The sequence below is a fragment of the Mycolicibacterium austroafricanum genome, from assembly GCF_000612725.1.
Classification (GTDB): domain Bacteria; phylum Actinomycetota; class Actinomycetes; order Mycobacteriales; family Mycobacteriaceae; genus Mycobacterium; species Mycobacterium austroafricanum.
Genome location: NZ_HG964464.1, coordinates 1 through 22,115 on the forward strand (window position 1 = coordinate 1; position 22,115 = coordinate 22,115).

The following is a 22,115-nucleotide window of genomic DNA, read 5'->3' on the forward strand; positions in this document are numbered from 1 at the left end:
CTTACTCCTTCTTCGAGGTGTACTTGGCGGTTCACCCGAAGACCTACCATCAGGCAGGCCTCAGGTGAGGGACCGTCACCTCAAATTCCACGAAGAACGGGACAACCTCGCGCCTCACGAAGGTCTGCCTCATCAATAGGCCAGTCATCGTCGTCGAGTGCAGCCCTGGTGTCCTCGTCGGCCGGGTCAGGCCCTTCCCACACCGCGGCTTCGGTAGGGGGTAGCGGCTCGTCGAAGTCATCTGGGACAGCAAGGTCGGGCAGTTGACCGAAGCGGCGCGGGGGAGTGGGGGGCAGAGGAAGTCCTGATCCGGCGTCACCGCCCTGGTTTGTCATGCCTCCAGGATAGGGAAGTTGGGGCATCCGGCGCGGGAACGGACGGGCTTACCCTGGTGGGCGACACACTAAGGCGCTCGCTTCCAGGCTGAGGCAGCTACCTGCTAATACAGTGGATGAGGTGCCGCTAGTGCGCCCAGAATCCTGTCAGGGCCCCCATATCACCGTCAGACTTCTCCCGCCCTGCGCCTCGTCGCAGTCAAACTTGCCGCAACAGATGCTAGTCGCACGACTGTGCACGTATCCCGTCCCGCTTCCGCGCGACTCTCCCTGCACCTGTTGACGGGCTCACCCATCAGCGTGAGCTCGAAGCCGACTCCGTAAGTTGACCAGCCATTTAAATTGACTGCTGGACTGAAACTTTCATGGTCTGCCACGATAAGGCGCGCCTGTATTGCGCATCGAAGCTGGGTCTTCCCGGCTTTTACGCGCGACCACCGGTCGGTCATTTTCTTTTGGTACACCTCGCAAGGAGGTCAATGTGATCGAACGGACGCTTGGAATCTGGTCCGGATTCTGCTTGTGCTCGTGATGGTCATCCGGGCGGTGTTGTGCCGGCGCGATGAGCCGATGGAACGCATCATTGCCTTTCTCGAAGGGCTGGCCGAGATAGTCGGCGCCGCTGCGGCCGCGCTTCACGAGTGGCGGCGTTAGCCCTCCTCGTATGAGCGCCGTTCGCGCCGGGAGCACCGTGCCGATGCCGCCGCAACCGGACCGCCTGCGCGCACCTGACGGCCGGTCAGCGGCCTCCTGGACGCGCAGCTCCACGCTGGCTTTCGCCTCGCTGTCGTCGAACCTCGATTCGACGCGCGAGGCTTTTTCATGCCCAAATCTCGACGAGTTCAAGCACACCCTGTACCAGCGCTGATGGGCCGAGTGTTATCTATAGGCAACAGAATTGCGGAAAGTTGCTCCTTCGAATGTGCCCGCGGCGGTGGCCCGGTGTCACTCGCTCGCGATACCTTCGTGTCATGACCATGAGGGGCCGGTGGCGTCGCCGCACCGGGATGACCGCCGCGACGGCGGCGTTCGCGGTCGCACTAGGTGCCGTGGTGACGAGCGGCCTGGCCCTCGCCCATCCGATCGAACCGGCACGGCACACAGTGAACGTGGTTCCGCCGGCCCCACTGACGTACAGCAGCAGCGACACCCAGGCCGCTAAGGTGGCCGCCTGTACGGCGTGGGATCGGGCTGCCCGAGTCATCACTTCGGCTGGAAAACAGCGTGCGTCGATCGCCGCAACAACCGGCAGGTCCAGCGGCGAAACCTACGAAGCGCGAACCGTCGAAAAGCGCACTATGACTTCGCAGGTCGCGTTTCTGCGTACGCATATAGGCTCGGCGACACCCTCAGAAGTTAGGGCGCCGATCATCGCCTGGATCGGGATTCAGATCGACAGCATGCATGAGGTCAACATGCGCAACTGGAACGCAGCGAATCACGCCATTACGCAGGGCAACGATCTGGTCGACGTGATTGATGCGAAGTGCGGGTTCAGCTGATGCCTGCTGTCACAGGGTCTGCGGGATCGTATGGCCGGCTTATTGTTACGCCGGATATGGAGCCGCCGGACGCTGGGCATTGGGATGCCCAGGAGCAGACGTACCGGGCTGGTGCAACGTCGTGGGACGGTATCCACCATCAGATCGTCACTGACAGCGCACGATTTCGCGATGCGGCCGATTCGCAAGGCTTTGACGAGGTTCACCGGGTGAACGCGGTGGTGGCCGAGGAAGCCAAGACGATCGCCGAATGGCACGCCAAAGTCGCTGACAAGTGCGCCGATATCGCCACGGTGCTGCGCGAAACGCGGTCAGGTCAGGAGCAGCTTGTCCGTGAGGCGGATGCCAAGATCGCGAGCGCGAAACTTTCAGGCGAGGCCGAAGCCCTGGTGGCCCAGTATCACGGCATCGCCCGGTACCGGACCGAGGCGGGAGTAACCGCTGCAATGGCGTCGCATGCCTCGTTCAGGAGGAGCACTGAAAACACAAGGGTTCTAGACCTTTTGACAAAGTTGGGCGACGCCCCCGCGGCCCCGCCAGCACGACCTCTCGATAGTCCGTCACCCGGCATCACACAGGGGGACGACAACCCCAAAAAAGCACCTCCCCAGGAGGACGACAGCTCAAAGTCGACACCACTTCAAGAAGGCAGTGATCAATCACCGCCAGCGATGTCGCCAACGGATTCAGCGGGAACGTCCACGACGCAACCCGGGATCAAGACGGGAACCGGTGATGAAGGGATCAAGGTCGCGACAGAACCGGTGCAGCCGACGCCGGGTATGGCTTCTCCGGCGGCAGGGGCCGCACCTCTGAGTGGTGGCGGTGTGCCGACGATGGGCGGCATGGGCGGCGGCGGGATGGGTTCCGGTGGTGCGCCGAAGATGCCTGGCGCCCTGGGAAGTGGCGGAATGCCCGGGATGGGCTCTAATCCTCTGGGTAGCGGTGTGGGCCAAACGCCCGATGCTGGAATCGGATTGCCGAGTGCAAGTGGGGTGCCGGGCGCTGGCTCAGGTGCGGGGTCACCCGCTGCAGCCTTTACCCAAGGGATGTCGACCGGCGGGGCTATCGGTGGGGGAATGCCCGCTGCGCCCCCGCCAGCTCCAGCGAGTCCGTCACCGGCCCTGTCGGCCGGCGGGCAGGCGACGCCGGTCTCGGCGACAGCGGGCGGTGGGGTGCCAGCGGCCGCCGCTCATTCAGGCATGGTGGCCCCCGCCGCAGCTCCTGCCTGGGCGGGTATGGGTACCGTCGGCGGCGCGCCGATGATGCTTCCGCCCGGTTCGATGGGTCCCCCGGCCGGGCCTTTCCCGCCTCCTGCGGCGACGGTGCCGGCAGGCGCTCTCGCCGCTGGTAGCAATGCCCCATCGACAGCACCGCCGGCAGCGGCCGCCGGTGCTGGGCCGACCCTGATTCCGGCGAGCGTGGTGGCCGCTGGCCAGACGGCGGCTGCGCGGGAGCGGCGCGAGTCAGCGGATGCGGCGGCGGCGAAGGAGTTGGTCTGGAAGTTGCAGCACGCCTCCTACATGGCGGGCAATTACCTGACGGGGTGGGCGGTCGGGGTTTTGCGGTCCCCGAGCGGGACCGAAACCGTCATCAAGTCCAACGACGGAGCCAGCTATATCCCCGCGGGCGTTTTCGTTCCGCGCTCGGTGCGGGTATTGGCGACAGATCCGTTGGTAAAAGACAGCTTTCGGAAATTATGGTTCGGTTGGTCCGATCCTGCACGCGTGCTCGTGGAGTACGCCCAGCAGCGTGCCGAGTGGGGTTGGCGCCTGGTCGCGGCTGCGAGCACACTCCCGACGCCCGCGCTCCGGGACGCGGGGGTGGAACATCCGCCGGCGTGCACGCGAGAAACCAATCCGTTGCTGCAGCCTGGCGTCCAGGTGCCTGCTCCGGTGCTCGACGATATGCACGTGCACCGGCTGGCGGTGCTGTGGCCCGAGGTTTATCCGCGTCTTCTGCGGGTCATGGACGCTGACCCGATTTGTCAGGACAGGATCGTCTCGGGAGTGAGCGCCGCACTGATGGCCGCGGCGACTACCCAGGCCCAAGCCGTCGAGATCCCTAATGCGCTGCGCCACATTTGGGTTGCCCGCGGCGGTGACCGTGAGCCCAGCACCCAGCAGTGGGCCAAATACAACGAGGAAGCCCAAACCTTCAACGGCACCACCGCCATGTCCAGACCCGCGTTCATGACCGGCGGGGCAGGCCACCCCCGCGGCAGCGGCGAAGAGCTGGCCAACTATCGGGCGCACTGGCTGGTGGCACGTGCCGCCGAACACATTGGTGGCTGGGCTAACCGCCCGCTACCGCTGCCTGACATGTGTTACGCCGCGGCCGCCACCGGCGACCCTGACCTGCGCGACATGATCGTCAAGGCTCTGGTGAGCGTCGAAGAGGACCTGGCGGTCGGCTCATGAGTTCATACATATGGGAGCTTCAACAACAGGGCGCACGCCACCAGTACGGGTGGGCTCGTTACGTGCTGCTCAAGCCGATCCTCATGGACGCGCGAATTGGGACCCTGGATCCAAACTGGCGACACGGCCTGTCGCCAGCAATAGTTGGCGATACCTCAGACGAGGCCTTTGAGCGCAGCAATATCCTTGCGGTGCGCGATATTGCGACGATGGTCGTACAGCCCTGGGAGCCGCATACCGGATCAGGCTGGAGGGTGGCGCTGGACGCCTGGTACGCGGCGGTGGCCGAGGTGAACGGGACCCGCGAGCGGACAGAACAGTTGATGCCAGGGGCTGACGCCAATGAGCCCGAGGTGGTGAGGGAGTTCGCCGAGGCCGCCGCGCAGAACCCCGTACTTAGAAGCTTCGCTGAGCGGGCGGCTGAAGGCCGCCGTCGATGGCGTGATTGGGAAGGTGCCTGGTACCACGCCGGGTTGGCCGCTGGTGGGCTCGATGTCGATTGGCGTGGCTGGTACCGCGGCCGAATCACGACCTGGACGAACGGACTCTCGTCCCTCGAGGGGCCCGCGGCCATAGCCGAATTGACCGCCCTGGAGCACGGCGATAAAGACCACATGCAGTCACTGCCCGCCTACTGGACCTAGCGGCCGCCTTGTTCTCCGCGCCGAAACGCGCCAGGACAGAGGATGTCCGGCGTGTTGCGCCTGGCACTAACCCGTTCGGTGACAGTACTGCGGGGCTTGCGCGCGGCGGTGGCGGACACGGAGGCGCGGTTTCGGCCGCTGCCGACCGCCGCCGGCGCCAGCACGCGCCGGGTCTTGCCCGTCCGGGGTGGGGGCGCTGATCGCCAGAAGTGGTGTGACTTGCACTTCTCGTACTACTCGTCTTGGTTGACCACCAGCCCGCAATGGGGGCTATAAAGCTCGGGGCGCGTGCTCATGGGGTCATCGCGGCAGGGAGTGCGCGCCGGAGTCCACCACAGAGCCGCATTGGCGGCTGTTAGTCGTCGATCCCGGCGCCCAGGGTGCGGTCGCGGTCCTTTGAGGCCTCGAGGTCGGTGCTGCGCCATCCCCGGGCGAGTTGACGACGCTGTGCGGAGCGGACCGCGCGGGTCGCGGTGTCGTATTGGGTGAGCAGTTGCTGCCATGGTTCGCTGAGGCGCTTGCGGCCGAGGCGGTCGGCCAGCGTGACCGCCGGCGTCGACGCCAGGAGCGGATCTTTGGGCGCTGACGGGGTTTTCGCGAGTGCGTTGTTCCAGGGCAGCGATTGCGTGAGGAGCTGCACCGCGGACGAGCTGGGCCCGCGGCGGGTGCCGGGGTCGAGGAGGATGAGTCGGGCGTCTGCGGCCGCAGCGTGGCGGGCGAGGTCAACGAGCTGGTCGGGCTCGGCGGCCGCGGGGTCATCGATGACGATGATGGCTCCGCGCGGCAGTGCCCACTGCTGCTCACGGACCTGGTGGCGGGCGTGCTCGATGGTGGTGATGGTGTCAGCCAGCTCGGCGTCGTGGGCCGGGGTCGACCTGGCCTCGGTGGGCGAGAGCCAGAGCACCTTGCGGTCTTCGGCGCTGGCGGCGTTGCGCAGGGTGTAGAGGGCTGCGACGGTTTCGCGGTCGGTGATGTCGGCGCGGATGACGGCGAGCCGATAGGGCTGTGCGGCCACGGATTTGAGGCGGTCGGCGGTCTGGGGTTCGAGGCCGGACAGTGCGGCGTCGGGGATGAGCAGGGGAGTGTGCTCGGGGTCGAGGTGGCCGGCGACGTGGAGTAGTGCGACTTCCGAGCGTGCGGACTCAAGGAGTTGTTCGAGGGTGTCGGAGGTGGAGGTCTGTGCGGCCGCGAATGCGGTGGCAATGTCGCGCTCGGCTCGTTCGAGCTCGCGGCGCAGCACCGGGCGCCGCACCCGCAGCGCGTTGAGCGCGGCGATGTCGGCGCGTTCGGCGGCGCCGCGGGCGGCGGCGATGTCGCGCTCGGTGACGATCTTGTCGGCGCCGCCGGCGGCCGCAGCGCGGGCAGCCTGGGCGTCGGCGAGTGCCTGCTGGAACTGCAATGAAGGCGGCTGGTCGGGGAGCAGGTCGGTGTAGAACGCGATCTGTTGGCGGGCCGAGATGATGTCGAGTTCCTCGGCGTCGGGGGTGGCCAGCAGGACATCGAGCTGGCTGCGGGAATGTTCGATGAGGCGCAGGGTGTCGTTGTAGCGGGCATCAGCGTCGGACCATTGCTCCATCACGTCGGTGACGGCGTGGCTGTAGGGGCGGTCGGCGTCGACCTGGTGGCGCATGCGCACCAGATCGTCGGCGGCGGCGCGCAGCGCCGAGCCATTTCCGGCGCGGATATCGGCGGCCAGAGTTTTGATTTCGTCGCAGACATTCCGGTACTCGGTGAGCCGCGCAAGGAATACCTCCATAGTGATGCCCAATTCGGGTGTAGGGCGATTTGCGGAGAGGTCTTCAAATTGCAGACCGGCATGCTCTTCTGCCCTGTATTCGAAGGAGTCGACGTCTTCGGGCGGGGCGACGTCGAAGTAGTCGTCGAAGGGCGAGTGCTCTTCGACGTGCGCGTAGGGATCTTGCGGGTCGGGCGGGAACAGTGCTTCCTCGGCGGGATCGATCGGTGGGTCTTCGGGCGTGGGTAGGTCCGCGAAGTCCACGCCGAGGCGGGCTTGTAGGCGATGGGTGAAGGCATCGACGGTGTAGGTGATGAGCCGGGCGTAATCGCCGGGCGGGATCAGATGGTCCTCGTCGGTGGCGTCGGCGAGCTGCTCGGCGGCGACGTGCAGCAGATCCCGCGGTGTCCACTTCTGCGGGTCGGCCGCGCTGATCGCGGCGACCAGCCCAGGCCAGGCGGGATCGGAGGTGATGATTTCGGCGAGCGCGGTTCCGAACACGACGTCGATATCGGTGACCCAGGGCGGGCGTAGCCGCGAATGGGTGGTGGCCAGGGTCGCGGTCGGGGACAGCGCACCGGAAATGCGCCACCACAGCGCTGCCGCGGGCAGCTCGTCGGGCAGCGGTCCTTGCCGTGCTGCGGTCGTAATGATCTGACGCAGTTGCGGAGTGATGCGGGCGGCCTTGACCAGCTGGTCGGCCAGCTGTGGCCAGTAGGCATCCGAGCGTAGGCGCGGGTCGATGGCGTCGATGAGTTCGTTCCAGCGGGAGGTGTCGGCGCTGTGGCGGCCGATGTCGGCGGCGGCCTGGCGCTGCAGCGCTGCCTGCACACCGCGCGTGCGCACCGGGAACTGGCGAGCGCCGGTGATGCGGGTGTCGGCTTCGGCTACCCCGGTGGCGGCGCGGAACACCGCGATTTCAGCGGTCAGCACCGGATTTACCGTGATCAGGGGGCGCGCCCAGGCGGGTGCGGTGGCATTGGTCCAGCCGCGTGCGCGTTCGCGGATCTCTTCGGCCAGGTCCTCGACCAGCTTCTCGCGGCGGGCCAGATAGGCGCCCCATTGCGGATCGTCGGCCAGCGCCTCGGGCACGGCGGGCAGCCAGCGCAGCACCCCGATGCCGGAGGAATGCGTGCCGGCGGGGTCGATGCGGTGATCGAGCACCGCGGCGGGGTCCGCTGCGTCGGCGACGCTGCCCTTGGCCAGCGCCTCGGTCAGCAGCTCGCGCGGGTCCGCCCCACGCAGGGCCAGGACGGACAGGTTGCGGCGCAGCACTGGCCAGGCCTCACGCTGGCTCAACTGCGGGATCACCGCGTCGGCAAGGGCATCGAGACGATCACGGGCACCGACGCCGAGACGGTTCTCGGCGGCGGCACCGAGCGCGTCGTAGTACATATCGGCCGCCGCCTGCAGACGCATGGCCGCATCGGCGGCTTGGCGGGCGGCGGTGGTCGCCGAGACCTGGGCGCCGTCGCGGGCCAAGATCCTGGTCAGCACGTCGACCGCGGTGTCGGGGTGGGTGGCCTTGGGGGACAGCAGCCGGTGCGGGTCGCCCTCGGCCGTGGACAGGTAGAGGTGGTTTTCGTCGGTGCCGCGGGTCAACGCGACGTAAAGGTGCTGGCGGGTCAGCATGTCGGAGCCGACGATGTGGCAGGTGCCCCTGGTGTCGCGGCCGCCGGCGGTCAAACCCTGTGCTGAGTCGATGGTGGCCGCATAGCCCAGCGTGACGTGTTCTGCGATGTAGTCCGCGGGCAGCGTCACGATGCGCCCGCTGCGCAGATGGCGGGCTTTAACGCCGCCATCGGGCAGGACTTCGGTGATGGTGTAGCGGTAGCCGTTGCGCACGAAATCGTTGCGGCCGATCGTGATTCGGCGGTTGTTCTTGCGGGTGCGGATGGTGTCTCCGACGCTGGCGTGGAGCTGATCGGCCAGCACCACGGTGGGCGCTTTGGCGGCCTCGGGGTCGGTGGCCAATCGGTCGAGTCGGGCGCGGGCGTTGAGCTCGTTGATGACGTCGTTGGTCGGGGCGAGCAGAATCGAATCCCCACCGGCAGCCAGGTCGGCGCGCCACGCCTGATACGCCATATCGGCGGCGGTCTCGTCGGTGCCGACATGGATGCGGTGATGGTCGATGTAGAAGCCGATTCCGGCCGGGTCGGCGTCGTGCAGCGCGAGCCCGGCGGCGGCTTCGGCCGGGGACTTGAACCGCACCACTTCGCTCAAGGTGAGGGCATCGGTGGCCTCGGCGATGTCACGCAGAATGCCGCCGGCCGAGATCGACGAGAGCTGCCCGTCATCACCGACCAGACGCACGCTGGCGCCCTTCTTGAGAGCGTCGCGGATCATCGCGTCCAGCCCGGCGGTAGCCGCTTTTCCGGCCTCGTCGACCACGATCAGGGTGTCGGGTCCGACACGGCTGAACCAGTCGGGCACATAGGATGTCGCGGCCTTGGCGAGATCGGCCGACCACACGTATTTGTCCAGGGTGTCGGTGGTCGCGCCCAGGTCCTCGCCAAGCACGATCGCCGCGTCAGCAGTGGGGGCCAATCCGATGACGTGTCCGCCCGAGCTGCGCCACGCGTGCGCCAGCGCTGCCATGGCCGTGGTCTTGCCGGTTCCGGCCGGGGCCAGCGCCAGTGCGACACGACGCCCCGCGGTGGCCATGTCGGTGACCAGTGCGGCCTGGCCGGGGTTGAGTGTGCGCCCTCGCGCCGTCGAATCCGCCAGTGCCATTTCGACGTCCGCGGCGCTTGCGACACGCCCGTCGCCGCGGTGCACTGCGTCCAGGATTCGCTGCTCGGCGGCCAGTGTCTCCTGGCTGGTGTAGAGCGCGACGCCATGGCGGCGGTAGACGCTGGCACCGTCGCGGCGACGCAATGCGACAGGCTCACCCAACTCGGCGTCTTCGACGCGGGCGTGCGGCACCGAGAAGCCCCCTCCGAGGGCGGTATCGGTGAGTCTTTCGACCAATGCGACATCGTGCGCCACGTCATGGCCGCGAGCCATCCGCAGAGCTTCGGCGCACACATGGTGGCGCTGCCAGGTGGAGCGGGTTTCAGCCACCGTGGCGATGAGTTCGCCAGCGCGCGACGCGATCCATTCCTCGTCGACCGTGACGGCCTCGCGGGTGGTCTGCGGTGCGGCCAACGTGTCGGCCAGAATCTGGTTCACGCCGCGCTCCCCAAGGACCTCGACGGCCTGGGCGTGCCACTCCTGGCGCTGCTCGCCGAGTGAGCGCGGCTCGTGCTTGGCCTCGCGCGATTCCAGGGTTGCCTGCTGGGCCAGCGCGATGATCTCGACGTTGGTTGGCTCGCGTCCATGATCGGCCTGAAACTGCTTGGCCAGCTCGGCGGTGCGGGCCTTGATCGCCGCACGGCGACTTGACCACCGCTCCATCAATTTCGCTGACATTCCGACGATTTCACGCACCGGGCGTTTGCCCCGCCCACGGGACTGTTCGGCGAAGCGCACACCCAGCCTGGAGATCAAATGGGCTTCCAGTCGGGTGTTGTACAACTCCGAGGCCGCGACGGTGACACGGTGCAGGGGCTGGCCGTCCAGAGCCAGCCAGCGGCGCACGCCGTTGGCGTCGACATAGGACACCTTGTTGGAGATCGCGACGTGGGTGTGCAGGTCGGGATCCCCGGCGCGGGAATCGCGGTGGGTGAACACCGCGGCGATGAGCCCTTCGGTGTCGACCTGGGCGATACCACCGGCGCCGGTGCGGGTGAATGCGGCCTGATCTTGCAGCCATTTCAGGACGTCCGCGACCGCCGCATCGTGTGCGGCTTCGATCTGCTCGGACACCGGTAACGGGGCGATAGCCCACAGTGCCGAGACGGATTTCACCGGCGAGAATGTCAGGTCGTAGCCGGCCACAGCGGTGGTCTTCGCGCGGGTGTTGCGGGCGATGAATCCGGACAGTTCGCGGTCATCGGCGGGCGGGCGACCGTACTCCTCGCCGAACAACTCCATCGCCACGCGCGTCCGGATGCCTGAGCGAATCTCTGGATCGATGGTGGCGTTCCAATGCGCGCCGACTTCGGCGTTGTGATCGCGGAACGACACTGCCAAACGGCGTGCGAACTCCGGCTTGCCGTCACAGACATGGAACTCGCGGCCCAGGCGGCTGGCCGCGCGCTGGTTGCCCATGTTGCGGCCGGTGACGTAGGTCTGAATGCGCTCTGCGTTGGGGTGCAAACCCACGCCGTAGAGGGCGCGCATCTGTGCCTCGCTGACCCCCGATCCTTCCCCGACGGTCCAAATCTCCTCGCGGGCAGTCGGACTGACTTCGCATCGGCCGGTGTCAGAGAGGGCGGCCAGGCCGCGTCCCATCCAGCGTCCCGGCGATTCCCCCTTGGCGGAGTAGTAGTCGGCTAGGGTGGAGCGGCCCCGCTCGGTGCTGTCGGAGGCAGCGACCTGCCGCACCAGGTACAGGTATCCGTCCCCGGCGGTCAGCTTGTGCAGCGTCATCACCATGACGCGCACGCCGGTGTCCGCATGCGCCGCACGCTACGAACTCCGGGGTTGGCGAAGCCACCACCAAACCGGAGGTTCTTAGAAAAGTCTTAGACAGCCGGGCTTCCTGAGTGCAAGAGGTGTGTGGTCTGTCGTTGGGCAGTGGAAGGGGGCTGTGAGGGAGGGAGCTGAGTAGGCGGTGCGGCGGCGGCGAGGGGACGGGCTGCACGGTTAATGAGCGAGGGGCGGTGGTGCCGTAGGGGCGGCGACGAAAAAACTGGTCGATGGCGAATGTGGCTGTGGTGGTGGCACGTCCGGTCCGGCCCGTTTTAGTGTCCCGGACATGACAGCACCAGGAACGTCCAAGTTGGAAGCCCGGCGACGGGCTGTGGAAGCGATCCGGCGCGCCAACGAAGCGCGCGCTGCGCGGGACAAGGCGAACATCGACGACGCCACGAACTTCCTATACGAAGTCGGCAAGGTCGCTGAAGTCGAGGTCTGGACGAAGGAGCGCCTGGCCCAGCTCCGCGAGCAGGTCGACGCCGAAGCGGCCAAGCGAGTGGCCGCGCACCGGGCGAAGGCCGGCGCGGCGGTCGCGCGCATGCAAGGCCGTGGTGAGACGCTGACGACCATCGCAGCACGGACAGACGTCGGAATCGGAATTATTCGGACCATGCTTCGGCACGCTCCGAAAGGCGAGAAGTCCACGCCCAGCAATGGTTCGCATGCACTAGGCGGTGGCGGTCAGGTAGGTGGCGTGCCTGGCGGTGTCGCCTACTCGGGGGCCGACGAGCCCGACGCGGCCTCGGCCTGACGCAGGGGATGACAGGTAAGCGGCGCAGAGATGAGACGAACACAGGGTGTTGCACGACGAGCAGAACTCCGGTGGCCTCGGCGACGGGAATCCGCTGGCCCTCGCGCGTCGCGACGATGCGCTGCGGGAGCTGCGCACGGACCCGGCACTGTTGAGCGCACGGGGGTCGCGACTTAGGGGGAGTTGCAGCGGCGCAGGGCGTTGTTCGGCGGTGTCTCAGATGGCACAACGCAGGGGTAGCTCCTCGAACGCCGCTGCGGCTCTCTCAGTCGGGACGCCGCAGGCGGCTCTGGACAGGCCCAGTGTCAGTGCACGGACGTAGGGTCGGCGGCCATGAGAAGCGCGGGGCAGCTGATCGTTGATCGGCTGTTGCACGCCGCTGAGATTGCCCGGTTCCACAGCCACGTCGTCTGTGGCCCAACGCCTTCGGATTGCAACATCTGGACTGGGGCCATTGGTGCCGATGGTTACGGCCGTTTCTATCTCACGCGCGACGGTGTGGGGTTCTGTGTGCGTCCGCATCGTTACGCGTTGGCGATCGCAGCCGGAAGTGTGGCAGCGGGCGTGCTGGGTTTGCACGAATGCGACAACCCGGTGTGCGTGAAGGTCGCGGCCGCGACAGACGTTCAACAGCACGTGGTGTCGGGCTCGCAGGGCGACAACATGGAGCGGATGGCGCGGATGCGTCGCGGCGGCGGTCGCCATGCGGTGCGACGCTTCGACAGTCGCGGTGTTCGGCGTGAGCGCTCGGTGGCGCTGCGCGATGCGGTGCGGCACGGCTGGGACGCCGCCGCGGTACAGGCGGCCCTGCTTGGCGACCAGCCCACGCTGTGGTGATCCTGGCGCGGGCGGAGCGGCGGTGGCTGGTGTCGCGCCAGAGACCCCCGAACGGCGGGTGCGTCGCCCTGGCGGGCGGTGTCGCAGCGTCGAGCTGGACGGGCCAGGGGAGTGGCAGAGAGAGGGCGGTTCAGCCGCGCTGCAGGAGCACCGCGTCGCGCGGCGGGCGCACCGTTGTGGCGTCGAACCACACGGGCAGCGCGCACACGCCGGCTGTGCGGGCCCAGCAGATGCGGTGCTGGCCAATCGTTTCGCGGTGGCCGTGACCGTTGGTGTAGACGCGCAGCGAGTCGCTGTAGCCCAGCAGTGCCAGCGTCAGGCGGCGGTCCGCCGCAGCGAGAGCGGCGAACGGCGCACGGTTCCGCGCGGCGTGAGCGATGGTGGCGGTGTCGGCACTGGCCGGAAAGGGCTCGAGGAAGGCCGTAACTGCGGTCAGCACCACGGTCCAGTTTCCGGCGTGGACGTCGCAGGCTTGGCGGCGTCCGGAGAACGCGTCGTCGGTGAACAGTTCGCGGTAGCCGTCCTGCCCGGGGTAGGGCAGCTCGACGACGGGGGTCAGGTAGTAGGGCATGACGCGGGGCGGAGTTGTTACGACGCCAGCAGGGCTGGAGCGGCGCGTGACTTGCGCGGGACCGCCGACTTCGAACGGGAGCACGTCGACTCCGAAGTACTTCCCTACCAACATGGGATCGTCGTAGCCCAAGTCGCCGTGCACGCTCTGCAAGGACTCCATGCCCAGCTCGCATGCCAGCCTGGCGGCTTGGTCGGCGGTGTGTGCGACGGCCGCCGCCTCGACAGGGGTCCGGACGGTGGCCGCCGAACGTCTCGCCTCGTTGTTCAAAGCGCTCGCCGACCCCGCATGGGACAAGCTGGTGTCCCTCATCGCCGCATCCGACGGCGGGGAAGCCTGCATCTGTGACCTCACCGAACCACTCGGTTGACCCAGCCCACGGTGTCGCATCACATGAAGTTGTTGGTCGACAGGGGCCTGGTCAGCCGCGACCAATGCGGCAAATGGGCCTACTACCGCGTGAATACCGAAGCCCTCGACCGTATCGCCGCCGCAGTATCGACACATTCGACCTAACGGCTCAACCCGATGGCCATCGTCTCATTTCTAGAATCGAGGCGGCTCACATCTTGTCTCAGCTCGATGACTGGTCCCCGCGCTTGCATGGCACGCCATGGTCATTTCCCGGTCTTGGCTGTGGCCTTCGTTCCTCGTGTTGATGGCCAGGCGGCGTCTCGGAGTAGTCGTAGGCCGTTGAGCCCGACGACGATGGTCGAGCCTTCGTGGCCGGCCACTCCAAGTGGGAGTGGGAGGTGACCGATGAGGTCCCAGGCGACCAGCACGGTGATCAAGGTGGCCGCGATGGTGAGGTTGGCGATTACGAGGCGGCGAGCCCGGCGCGCTAGAGCAAGGACGGCGGGGATGGTGGACAGGTCGTCGCGGGTGATGACGGCATCGGCGGTGGCGAGGGCGAGGTCTGACCCGGTGCGTCCCTTGGCGACCCCGACGGTGGCGAGGGCCATGGCGGGTGCGTCGTTGACACCGTCACCGACCAGCATCACCTTGGCGCCGGCGGCTTCCAGTTCGCGTACGGCCTCGACTTTGTCCTGAGGTAGCAGCCCTGCACGGACATCGGTGATGCCGACCTGAGCGGCGAGCGCTGCAGCAGCGCGCGGGTTGTCACCGGTCAACAGGATCGGCTGGGCCCCAGTGAGTTCGGTCAGCGCGGCCACCATGTCAGCCGCAGCGTCGCGGACCCGGTCGGTCAAGCCCAGCACCCCGACCACGGTGCCGTTGAGTCGAACGATGACCGCGGTGTGGCCGGTCTGTTCGAGGTCGTCCACCATCTCGTGGGCGATCTCGCGGACCGCAGGCAGCAGGGTGGGATTGCCGACCTCGACGAGGTCCTCGCCGATGCGGGCACGCACCCCGTGGCCGGGGGTGGAGCCGAAGTCCTCGACAGGCTGCAGGGTCAGACCCGCGTCGCGTGCCGCGGCGACGATGGCACGGGCCAACGGGTGCTCCGACGGGTTCTCGGCGGCGGCGGCCAACGCGAGCAGTTCGGCGTCGTCGACCGCGGCATCGGGCACTGGGCGGATGTGTACCAACCGAGGGGAGCCTTCGGTGAGGGTGCCGGTCTTGTCGAACGCGACATGGGTGACGGTGCTGAGCTTTTCGAGCACGACGGCGGATTTGACCAGGACGCCGTGGCGGCCGGCGTTGGCGATCGCCGACAGCAGCGGCGGCATGGTGGACAACACCAGCGCGCACGGTGAGGCGACGATCATGAATGTCATCGCCCGTAGCAGAGTGGGTTGTAGATCAGCGCCGAGCACCAGCGGAATGGTGAACAGTGCGATCGTGGCAAGGACCATGCCGATCGAGTAGCGCTGTTCGATCTTTTCGATGAACAGCTGCATCTTGGCCTTGCTGGCGCTGGCTTCGGACACCATCGCGATGATCCGCGCGATCACCGTGTCCGCTGCCGGGCGTGTCACCCGCACCCTCAGGGTGCCAGTGCCGTTGACCGTGCCGGCGAACACCTCGTCACCGGTTGCCTTGTCCACCGGTAGGGGTTCGCCGGTGATGGTGGCCTGGTCGACCTCGCTGGCGCCGTCGACGACTGTGCCGTCACCGCCGATGCGTTCACCGGGTCGGATCATCAACACATCGCCCACGTCGAGTACCGCGGTGTCCACCACCTCCTCGGCGCCGGAGTCGGTAAGGCGGGTCGCGGTGTCGGGGGCCAGATCGAGCAGTCCGCGCACCGAGTCCTCGGTGCGTTTGGTGGCCACCGCCTCCAGTGCGCCGGAGGTGGCGAAGATGACGATCAGCAGGGCACCGTCGAAGACCTGCCCGATCGCGGCGGCACCGATCGCGGCGGCCACCATCAGCAGATCGACGTCGAGCGTCTTGTCGCGTAGGGCTTGCAGCCCTGCCCATCCCGGCTCCCAGCCGCCGGTGACGTAGCACGCCAGATACAGCGTCCAGTACAGCCAGGGCGGTGCCCCAACGAGCTGGGCGAGCCCACCCACCACGAACAGCACGGTCGCGATGAGCGCCCACCGCACCTCGGGCAGCGACCACGCGCTCGACCGGGGTGCCCGCCACCCACGGACCTCCTCGCCGGTAGCGGTCGTCCGTTCCCAGTCGGCAGCTTGCAGGTCGGCACTCACCCGAACTACTATACCTGCGCATACGCGCACCTTCGCACCTACACGTACACGCAGTCAGTTGTGCAGCTGATCACACGACTCCCACGGTAAACTCGCAGCATGCACACCTCGCTGCCGGACTTTCAAATGCCCAACGAGGAACAGGTGCACCTCGCAGCGGAGTCATTTCGGATGCTCAGCGACCCGACTCGAATCAAAGTCCTCTGGGCGCTGCTGCAAGGCGAGTCCTCGGTGGCGTGTCTGGCCGAGTTGGCTGACGTCGCCCCCACCGTCGTCAGCCAGCATCTAGCCAAGCTGCGGTTAGCGGGCCTGGTCAAAGGCCGCCGCGAAGGAACCTTCGTGTTCTACTCGGCAGCCGACCAGCACGTCCACCGGCTCCTCAGCCAGGCACTGTTTCACGCTGATCACATCGAAGCCGGCGCTAGCGACATCGCCGCGCGTCAGCCCGCCACGCACTAATCGAAACTGCTGGACGAGGAGCACCTCGGACGGCTGTCTAACGACGGCCCCGTCTCGTTTCTAAAAATTTGCACGGTTCAGTTCCTGTTTCACGCTTGGAGGTGAGGCGGAGTCGCGCGAAGATGGGTGTCTGCATTCCTACGCAGATTGGACAATAAGCGACTGCGCACGTAAGTTACCTGCGTATGAATGCAGATACGAGTGGATGTCGTCGACGGTTGCCCGAGGACCAGGTCGGCTTGGTCGTCGAGGTGTTCCGGATGCTCGCTGACGCCACTCGCGTGCAGGTCTTGTGGGCGCTGGTGGACCGTGAGATGTCGGTCAACGAACTGGCTGAGCACGTCGGGAAACCGGCCCCGTCGGTGTCGCAGCACCTGGCCAAGTTGCGGATGGCACGGCTGGTGCGGACCCGTCGTGAGGGCACCACGATCTTCTACAGCATGGAGAACGACCACGTCGCGCAGCTGGTCACCGACGCGGTGTTCAACGCCGAACACTCCGGCCCCGGCGTACCGGGACACCACGCCAGCACAGGGGAGCTGCGAGCACTTCATCCCGACACTCCGACAGACCCCTCACCGCGTCACAAGGAAGGCTGATCATGGCCCACGAACCCATCGCCGCCACCGACCCTCACGAAGGAAACTCGCACGCGGACAACGATGGTCACGACCAAGGCTCCCATGACCACGGCGAGGGGCACAGCCACGACCATGACCACGGTCACGGTCACAGTCACGACGGGTGGGGCGGGAAGTTCGGCGCGGCCATCCGCGAGGTGTTCGCCCCACACAGCCACGATGCCTCCGACAGCATCGACGGTGCCCTGGAATCCAGCGCCGCCGGCATCCGGGCGGTGAAGATCAGCCTGCTGGCCCTCGGAGTTACCGCGATCGCCCAGATCGTGATCGTCGTCATCTCCAGCTCGGTCGCGCTATTGGCCGACACCATCCACAACTTCTCCGACGCCTTGACCGCCGTCCCGCTGTGGATCGCCTTCGCCTTGAGTACGAAGGCCGCGACCCGGCGCTACACCTACGGGTTCGGACGGGCCGAAGACCTCGCCGGGCTCTTCGTCGTCGCCATGATCACCCTGTCGGCCATCATCGCCGGAATCGAATCCATCCGCCGCCTGATCAACCCCGTACCCATCGAACACGTCGGCTGGGTCGCCGCCGCTGGACTCGTCGGGTTCATCGGCAACGAACTGGTCGCCGTCTACCGCATCCGCGTCGGACGCCAGATCGGCTCAGCAGCACTGATCGCCGACGGACTACACGCCCGCACGGACGGCTTCACTTCCCTGGCAGTGCTTTTCGGTGCCGGAGGCGTCGCGCTGGGCTTCCCCCTGGCCGACCCCATCATCGGACTCGTCATCACCGTCGCGATCCTCGCCGTCCTGCGCACCGCCGTCCGCGACATCTTCCGGCGACTCATGGATGCCGTAGACCCCAAGTTCGTCGACACCGCCGAAGCCGCCCTGGCCGCCGAACCAGGCGTCACCGGGGTACGCAGCGTGAAGATGCGCTGGATGGGACACCGGCTGCACGCCGACGCCGAACTCGACATCGACCCCGCCACAAGTCTCTCCGAGGCGCACCGCATCGCTCACGACGCCGAACACACGCTGACTCACGCGGTGCCGAAGCTGTCCAGCGCACTCGTCCATGCCTATCCCGCCGGAGGCTCCACCGAACCGGAGGACCATCGTCATGACGTCGAGCCGTCTCACCCGCACCAGCAATAGCCCTCAAAGGTCCACGCTTGTGGAACGTCCCAATCGTCGGTCGTCGTCGAGACGCTGGCCGTCCTCATCGCGGTGGTGTGCGCGGGCCTGGCCATACCAGTCGTTTCAGTCTCGGATCTAGAGAAACGAGACGGCCCCACGCGGCCTACATTGCGATCGCATAGCGCCAGTCGCGCCGTCTCATTTCTTGTCTCACACTGCGTGAGTCAGATCCTCAATGTCGGAGGACAATGAGACGGTTGCGATGGCGCCGGGCGGGTAAGCACGCTCGGCTAGGACCTCGATGCGAAGCTTCCCGCGCTTACGGCCGCAGACGCAAAAGCCGCGCTCTTACAAGCAGGCCACCGGGCGCGTCCGCTCGCACCGGTTCAATCGTACGAATCTAGGATTCGACATCTGGATGGCAAAAGTCCGTTTGACATCTGAATGGCAAGACCGGAAACCCGCAGTTCGAACCATCGCCGTATGACACGCAGCGGCAAACTACACACGGGAGGGCGGGGGGTGTCGTGCGTTGTCTGTCTCGGCGCCGAGTTCGGCTGGTTCTTTCTTGGAGCTCTTCGCCAGAACGCCCGCGACCCCGGAGCGCCATTGCGACTAACCAGCTGCTGCTGCTGCTGCTGCTTGCTTGCGCCGACGAGCGGAACGACTGGCACCATCGGTGCACGGCGAGGTTGGGCTCCTGAAGAAACCCGGTACCGACGGTTCCGGTATGTTTCGTCTTCACGAAGTACGGCGACAGTACGTAGGCGTCGGAAAAGTTCGAGTCCCGACAGCCGCGCGCGTGCTGTTGAAAGGGTGGCGTCGAAGGGGGTGTCGCGGATGTCCATGGCGATCTTGGGACCACAGTGCTGATGGACTTCCTCGCGAGCGAAGCCGGTCGAGGCACGAATACTCCAGCGATCTCCTACCTCGCTACCGACGTGGGACTGTGGATGTCGCTTCCAGCGTTCGCGCCCGCATTGGCCATCGTCGGTGTCGTCTTCTTCATTGCCCGTCGGAACCGACGTCGCGAACCAGGAGGCGACCCCGATCCCAGGCAGGGCCCCGTCGTCGAGAGGAACGAGACCCCGTGATCGCTAGGGCATCCCGGTTTGGCGCCGTCATCGCCGCTGCGGCGACACTGTTTGCGCTAGTAGGTTGCGGATCCACGACGACGGATTCGACATCGTCGACCGGCCAGGCTGCGTCGACAGCCGCCACGACGATCTCCACGGAGCCGCCTCGGACCGAACCAGCGCCACCAGCTACTGATGGCACCGTGGTTGAGGTCTTGATCGCCGGGGGGACGGTCACTCCGACGAACGGCCAAGCGCAAGCCACCGTCGGAAAGCCGATTGTGCTGCAGGTGACCAGCGATGTCGCCGACCAACTGCACGTCCACTCCATACCTGAGCACACGTTCAACATCGAACCGCGCCCAGATCAGAGTTTCGAGTTCACCGTGGATGTGCCCGGTCAAGTCGACATCGAGCTGCACGACCTCGATCGCACTGTGGTCACCATCCAAGTTCGGCCGTGACTTCGCACGTCGAAATCTTCGCGCACGGCGTAGGCGGTTCCACTGACCTTCCTGTGCCGCTGTCGTTCGCCCTCATCGGTGCGGCATGGGCCCTGACGGCGACTTTTGCGATCGTTGCCCTCGCTTGGAAGCACCCGCGCTTTGACCCCGCAAAGCCGGGCCGCCAACTACCTGCCTGGGTCAGCCGTGCCGTCGACTCTCCGACGGCACGCTGGGTCATCGCGCTGATGGCACTGTTGTTTGCGCTTTGGGTGCTGGCGGCCGCCATATGGGGCCCCGACGGAAGCGACAGCGCTCTGCCCGGCGCGTTCTACGTCCTACTGTGGGTCGGGCTGGTTGCTCTGTCAGTCTGCGTGGGTCCGGTCTGGCGCCTGTTGTCGCCGGCGCGCACCGTCTATCGCATTTGCGGCATTGTTCGACGGAAGGGACCCGATACCTCGGGCCGCTCCTATCCGCAACGATGGGGCTACTGGCCGGCCGCCTTCGGGCTGTTCGCGTTCGTCTGGCTTGAGTTGGCCAGTCCTGACCCAGGTTCGCTGGCTGCCATCAGAACGTGGTTACTGATTTACGCATTGGTTATGGGCGTCGGCGCGGGGGTTTTCGGCGCTCGGTGGTTCGCGCGGGCAGACCCGTTCGAGGTCTACAGCATGGCGGTTTCACGGCTATCACCTTTTCGGCGTGCGCCGGGTTCGGGACGAATAGAAGTCGTCAATCCCCTCGATCATCTGCCGACGCTGCCGATGCGTCCTGGAACCGTCGCCGTTCTGGCGGTGCTGCTGGGCTCCACTGCCTTTGACAGTTTCTCCCAGGCTCCGGCATTCCGAAACTTCGTTGATCGCATCGCAACAGGGGTCCCATTCTTCGGAGAAGCCGGCGGCGCGACAGTGCTGCGGACAACGGCATTGGTCGTGTTCGTCGCGGTTGTCGGTACGACTTTTTGGGGTGCGGCACGAGCAACCGGCGGCATCAGTCCCCAGGAGCGCCAACGACTTCCCGGCCAGTTAGCGCACTCGCTAATACCAATCGTGGTCGGCTACATATTCGCCCACTACTTGTCTTACCTCGTCGAGCGCGGACAGGAAACTGTCGTGCGCTTGGCTGATCCGTTCGGCCTGGGTTGGCGACTGTTCGGATTGGCACCGGATGACGTCAGTTACGTCTTGTCTCAACATCCGTCAGTGCTCTGGACGATCAAGGTTGCGTGTGTGGTCGTGGGGCACATCGTGGCGGTGATCTCTGCGCACGATCGCGCTTTGGGGTTGTTGCCCCAACAGCATCAGATCACCGGTCAGGTGGCGATGATGCTGACGATGGTCGGCTACACGTTCACCGGTCTCTACCTTCTGTTCGGCGGCTGATAACAGCCTCTCACCAGATTCCTGTGCGTCCTACTGAGTTGCATAGTAGATTGTGTGAGGTGAGCCCTTCGTAGTGGTCCAGTCGTTGTGCGACTCTGTTGCCCGGTCTGCGGGCAAGGAAGAATCAACAACGACATGGCATCGAACAAGCGCCGGCGGCACACCCCGGACCAGATCATCCGCAAGCTCGCCGAGGGCAACAAGCTCCTTGCAGCGGGCCAGGAACTGAGCGAGGTGTGCCGACACCTAGAGATCGCGGAGTCGACGTGGCATCGCTGGCTTGCCCAGTACGGCGGCATGAAGGCCAACGACGCCAAGCGTCTCAAAGAACTCGAAGCCGAGAACGCCCGGCTCAAGAAGATGGTCGCCAACCAGGCCCTCGACATCGACATGCTCAAGGAGATCTCGGCGGGAAACTTCTGACCCCGAACCGCAAGCGCAGCGCCGTCACGGTGCTGCGCGAGCGGTTCGGGGTGTCTGAACGCCGCGCCTGCACGGTCGTGGGTCTGCACCGCTCCACGATGCGCCTGACGCCGGCGCCGATCGCCACCGAGGAGGCCGAGCTGCGGGCTTGGTTGCGCCGGTTCTCCACCGATCGACCTCGCTGGGGGTGGCGACGGGCAGCCAAGATGGCCCGCAAGGCCGGCTGGAAAGCCAACAACAAGCGCATCCGCCGGCTGTGGCGTGAAGAGGGCTTGCGGGTCCCACAGCGCCGCCGCAAGAAGCGGCTGACCGGCATCGGTGTCGCCGTGGGTGCGATGTCACCGATCCGCCCGAACGTGATCTGGGCGATGGACTTCCAGTTCGACACGACCGCCGATGGCCGCATCCTCAAGATGCTCAACGTCATCGACGAATTCACCCGCGAAGCACTCGCGATTGAGGTCGACCGCGCCATCAACGCCGACGGCGTCGTCGACGTCTTGGATCGCCTGGCCCTCACCCACGGGGCGCCGCACTACGTGCGCTTCGACAACGGGCCCGAGTTCGTGGCCCACGCCGTGAGCGATTGGTGCCGATTCAACAGTGCCGGTTCCCTTTTCATTGATCCCGGCTCGCCGTGGTTATCCGGCTAATCTGGGCCGAGTCTGCGGCGGG

The 22,115-nt window shown here is 66.3% G+C and carries 17 protein-coding genes and 1 pseudogene; 14 read left to right on the top strand and 4 right to left on the bottom strand.

Annotation, left to right across the window (positions count from 1 at the left end; genetic code table 11):
* Positions 1 to 698 precede the first annotated feature (698 nt).
* Entirely contained in the window at positions 699 to 974 is a 276-nt protein-coding gene (locus BN976_RS34215; protein ID WP_162144932.1) for a hypothetical protein, read from the bottom strand.
* A gap of 25 nt (positions 975 to 999) precedes the next feature.
* Here BN976_RS34215 and BN976_RS34220 point away from each other — a divergent pair, with 25 nt between their 5' ends.
* The 4 genes from BN976_RS34220 to BN976_RS31570 all read left to right on the top strand — a co-directional run bounded on the left by BN976_RS34220 (position 1,000) and on the right by BN976_RS31570 (position 4,901).
* Positions 1,000 to 1,203: a hypothetical protein gene (locus BN976_RS34220; RefSeq protein ID WP_036377709.1), complete on the top strand. Its 204-nt coding sequence runs from the start codon at positions 1,000 to 1,002 to the stop codon at positions 1,201 to 1,203.
* 139 nt (positions 1,204 to 1,342) lie between these two features.
* Positions 1,343 to 1,837, top strand: a complete 495-nt coding sequence (locus tag BN976_RS31560) for a hypothetical protein (protein ID WP_235622210.1) — start codon at positions 1,343 to 1,345, stop codon at positions 1,835 to 1,837.
* A complete protein-coding gene (locus BN976_RS31565; RefSeq protein ID WP_036377720.1) occupies positions 1,837 to 4,257 on the top strand; it encodes an EspK C-terminal domain-containing protein in 2,421 nt (806 codons plus the stop codon). Before BN976_RS31560 ends, BN976_RS31565 begins: the two co-directional genes overlap by 1 nt.
* Before the next feature lie 62 nt (positions 4,258 to 4,319).
* Positions 4,320 to 4,901: a hypothetical protein gene (locus BN976_RS31570; RefSeq protein ID WP_036377721.1), complete on the top strand. Its 582-nt coding sequence runs from the start codon at positions 4,320 to 4,322 to the stop codon at positions 4,899 to 4,901.
* A 355-nt stretch (positions 4,902 to 5,256) separates the two neighbouring features.
* On the opposite strand, the gene mobF is transcribed toward BN976_RS31570, so the two are convergent.
* Entirely contained in the window at positions 5,257 to 11,115 is a 5,859-nt protein-coding gene (mobF, locus tag BN976_RS31580) for a MobF family relaxase (RefSeq protein WP_011780906.1), read from the bottom strand.
* 322 nt (positions 11,116 to 11,437) lie between these two features.
* On the opposite strand from mobF, the gene BN976_RS31585 reads away from it, so the two are divergent.
* Together BN976_RS31585 and BN976_RS31590 are read left to right on the top strand one after the other, a co-directional pair.
* Positions 11,438 to 11,908 (top strand): hypothetical protein, encoded by a 471-nt coding sequence (locus BN976_RS31585; protein WP_011780905.1) that lies wholly within the window; start codon positions 11,438 to 11,440, stop codon positions 11,906 to 11,908.
* A 333-nt stretch (positions 11,909 to 12,241) separates the two neighbouring features.
* On the top strand, positions 12,242 to 12,745 hold the full coding sequence (locus BN976_RS31590; protein WP_011780904.1) for a hypothetical protein: 504 nt from the start codon (positions 12,242 to 12,244) through the stop codon (positions 12,743 to 12,745).
* A gap of 130 nt (positions 12,746 to 12,875) precedes the next feature.
* On the opposite strand, the gene BN976_RS31595 is transcribed toward BN976_RS31590, so the two are convergent.
* Positions 12,876 to 13,478, bottom strand: a complete 603-nt coding sequence (locus BN976_RS31595) for a hypothetical protein (protein WP_036377715.1) — start codon at positions 13,476 to 13,478, stop codon at positions 12,876 to 12,878.
* Between BN976_RS31595 and BN976_RS34735 the strand changes: the two genes are divergently transcribed.
* On the top strand, positions 13,477 to 13,686 hold the full coding sequence (locus tag BN976_RS34735) for a hypothetical protein (RefSeq protein ID WP_322786223.1): 210 nt from the start codon (positions 13,477 to 13,479) through the stop codon (positions 13,684 to 13,686). The two genes, BN976_RS31595 and BN976_RS34735, sit on opposite strands and share 2 nt — an antisense overlap.
* Positions 13,687 to 13,697: 11 nt before the next feature.
* Entirely contained in the window at positions 13,698 to 13,832 is a 135-nt protein-coding gene (locus BN976_RS34740; protein WP_322786222.1) for an ArsR/SmtB family transcription factor, read from the top strand.
* A 101-nt stretch (positions 13,833 to 13,933) separates the two neighbouring features.
* On the opposite strand, the gene BN976_RS31605 is transcribed toward BN976_RS34740, so the two are convergent.
* The gene (locus BN976_RS31605) at positions 13,934 to 15,919 is read right to left on the bottom strand and encodes a heavy metal translocating P-type ATPase (RefSeq protein ID WP_109489702.1); all 1,986 of its coding nucleotides are present in this window, start codon (positions 15,917 to 15,919) and stop codon (positions 13,934 to 13,936) included.
* A gap of 111 nt (positions 15,920 to 16,030) precedes the next feature.
* Here BN976_RS31605 and BN976_RS31610 point away from each other — a divergent pair, with 111 nt between their 5' ends.
* From BN976_RS31610 to BN976_RS31640, 6 genes and pseudogenes are all read left to right on the top strand, one after another.
* The gene (locus BN976_RS31610; RefSeq protein ID WP_011780901.1) at positions 16,031 to 16,390 is read left to right on the top strand and encodes an ArsR/SmtB family transcription factor; all 360 of its coding nucleotides are present in this window, start codon (positions 16,031 to 16,033) and stop codon (positions 16,388 to 16,390) included.
* Positions 16,391 to 16,575: 185 nt separating this feature from the next.
* On the top strand, positions 16,576 to 16,989 hold the full coding sequence (locus BN976_RS31615; RefSeq protein WP_011780900.1) for an ArsR/SmtB family transcription factor: 414 nt from the start codon (positions 16,576 to 16,578) through the stop codon (positions 16,987 to 16,989).
* A gap of 2 nt (positions 16,990 to 16,991) precedes the next feature.
* Positions 16,992 to 18,137 (top strand): cation diffusion facilitator family transporter, encoded by a 1,146-nt coding sequence (locus tag BN976_RS31620; RefSeq protein WP_011780899.1) that lies wholly within the window; start codon positions 16,992 to 16,994, stop codon positions 18,135 to 18,137.
* Positions 18,138 to 19,209: 1,072 nt separating this feature from the next.
* Complete coding sequence (locus BN976_RS31625) at positions 19,210 to 19,659, top strand: hypothetical protein (protein WP_011780898.1); 450 nt, start codon at positions 19,210 to 19,212, stop codon at positions 19,657 to 19,659.
* Positions 19,656 to 21,017 (top strand): hypothetical protein, encoded by a 1,362-nt coding sequence (locus BN976_RS31630; RefSeq protein WP_011780897.1) that lies wholly within the window; start codon positions 19,656 to 19,658, stop codon positions 21,015 to 21,017. Before BN976_RS31625 ends, BN976_RS31630 begins: the two co-directional genes overlap by 4 nt.
* 135 nt (positions 21,018 to 21,152) lie before the next feature.
* Positions 21,153 to 22,081: pseudogene (locus BN976_RS31640) on the top strand (IS3 family transposase); the annotation flags it as partial.
* Positions 22,082 to 22,115: the final 34 nt, after the last annotated feature.

Bases quoted from the DNA above. Each gene is read 5' to 3' on its own strand.
- BN976_RS34220 (WP_036377709.1), top strand. From the start codon at position 1,000: ATGAGCGCCGTTCGCGCCGGGAGCACCGTGCCGATGCCGCCGCAACCG.
- BN976_RS31560 (WP_235622210.1), top strand. From the start codon at position 1,343: ATGACCGCCGCGACGGCGGCGTTCGCGGTCGCACTAGGTGCCGTGGTG.
- BN976_RS31565 (WP_036377720.1), top strand. From the start codon at position 1,837: ATGCCTGCTGTCACAGGGTCTGCGGGATCGTATGGCCGGCTTATTGTT.
- mobF (WP_011780906.1), bottom strand. From the start codon at position 11,115: ATGGTGATGACGCTGCACAAGCTGACCGCCGGGGACGGATACCTGTAC.
- BN976_RS31585 (WP_011780905.1), top strand. From the start codon at position 11,438: ATGACAGCACCAGGAACGTCCAAGTTGGAAGCCCGGCGACGGGCTGTG.
- BN976_RS31590 (WP_011780904.1), top strand. From the start codon at position 12,242: ATGAGAAGCGCGGGGCAGCTGATCGTTGATCGGCTGTTGCACGCCGCT.
- BN976_RS34735 (WP_322786223.1), top strand. From the start codon at position 13,477: ATGCCCAGCTCGCATGCCAGCCTGGCGGCTTGGTCGGCGGTGTGTGCG.
- BN976_RS31595 (WP_036377715.1), bottom strand. From the start codon at position 13,478: ATGGAGTCCTTGCAGAGCGTGCACGGCGACTTGGGCTACGACGATCCC.
- BN976_RS31610 (WP_011780901.1), top strand. From the start codon at position 16,031: ATGCACACCTCGCTGCCGGACTTTCAAATGCCCAACGAGGAACAGGTG.
- BN976_RS31615 (WP_011780900.1), top strand. From the start codon at position 16,576: ATGAATGCAGATACGAGTGGATGTCGTCGACGGTTGCCCGAGGACCAG.
- BN976_RS31620 (WP_011780899.1), top strand. From the start codon at position 16,992: ATGGCCCACGAACCCATCGCCGCCACCGACCCTCACGAAGGAAACTCG.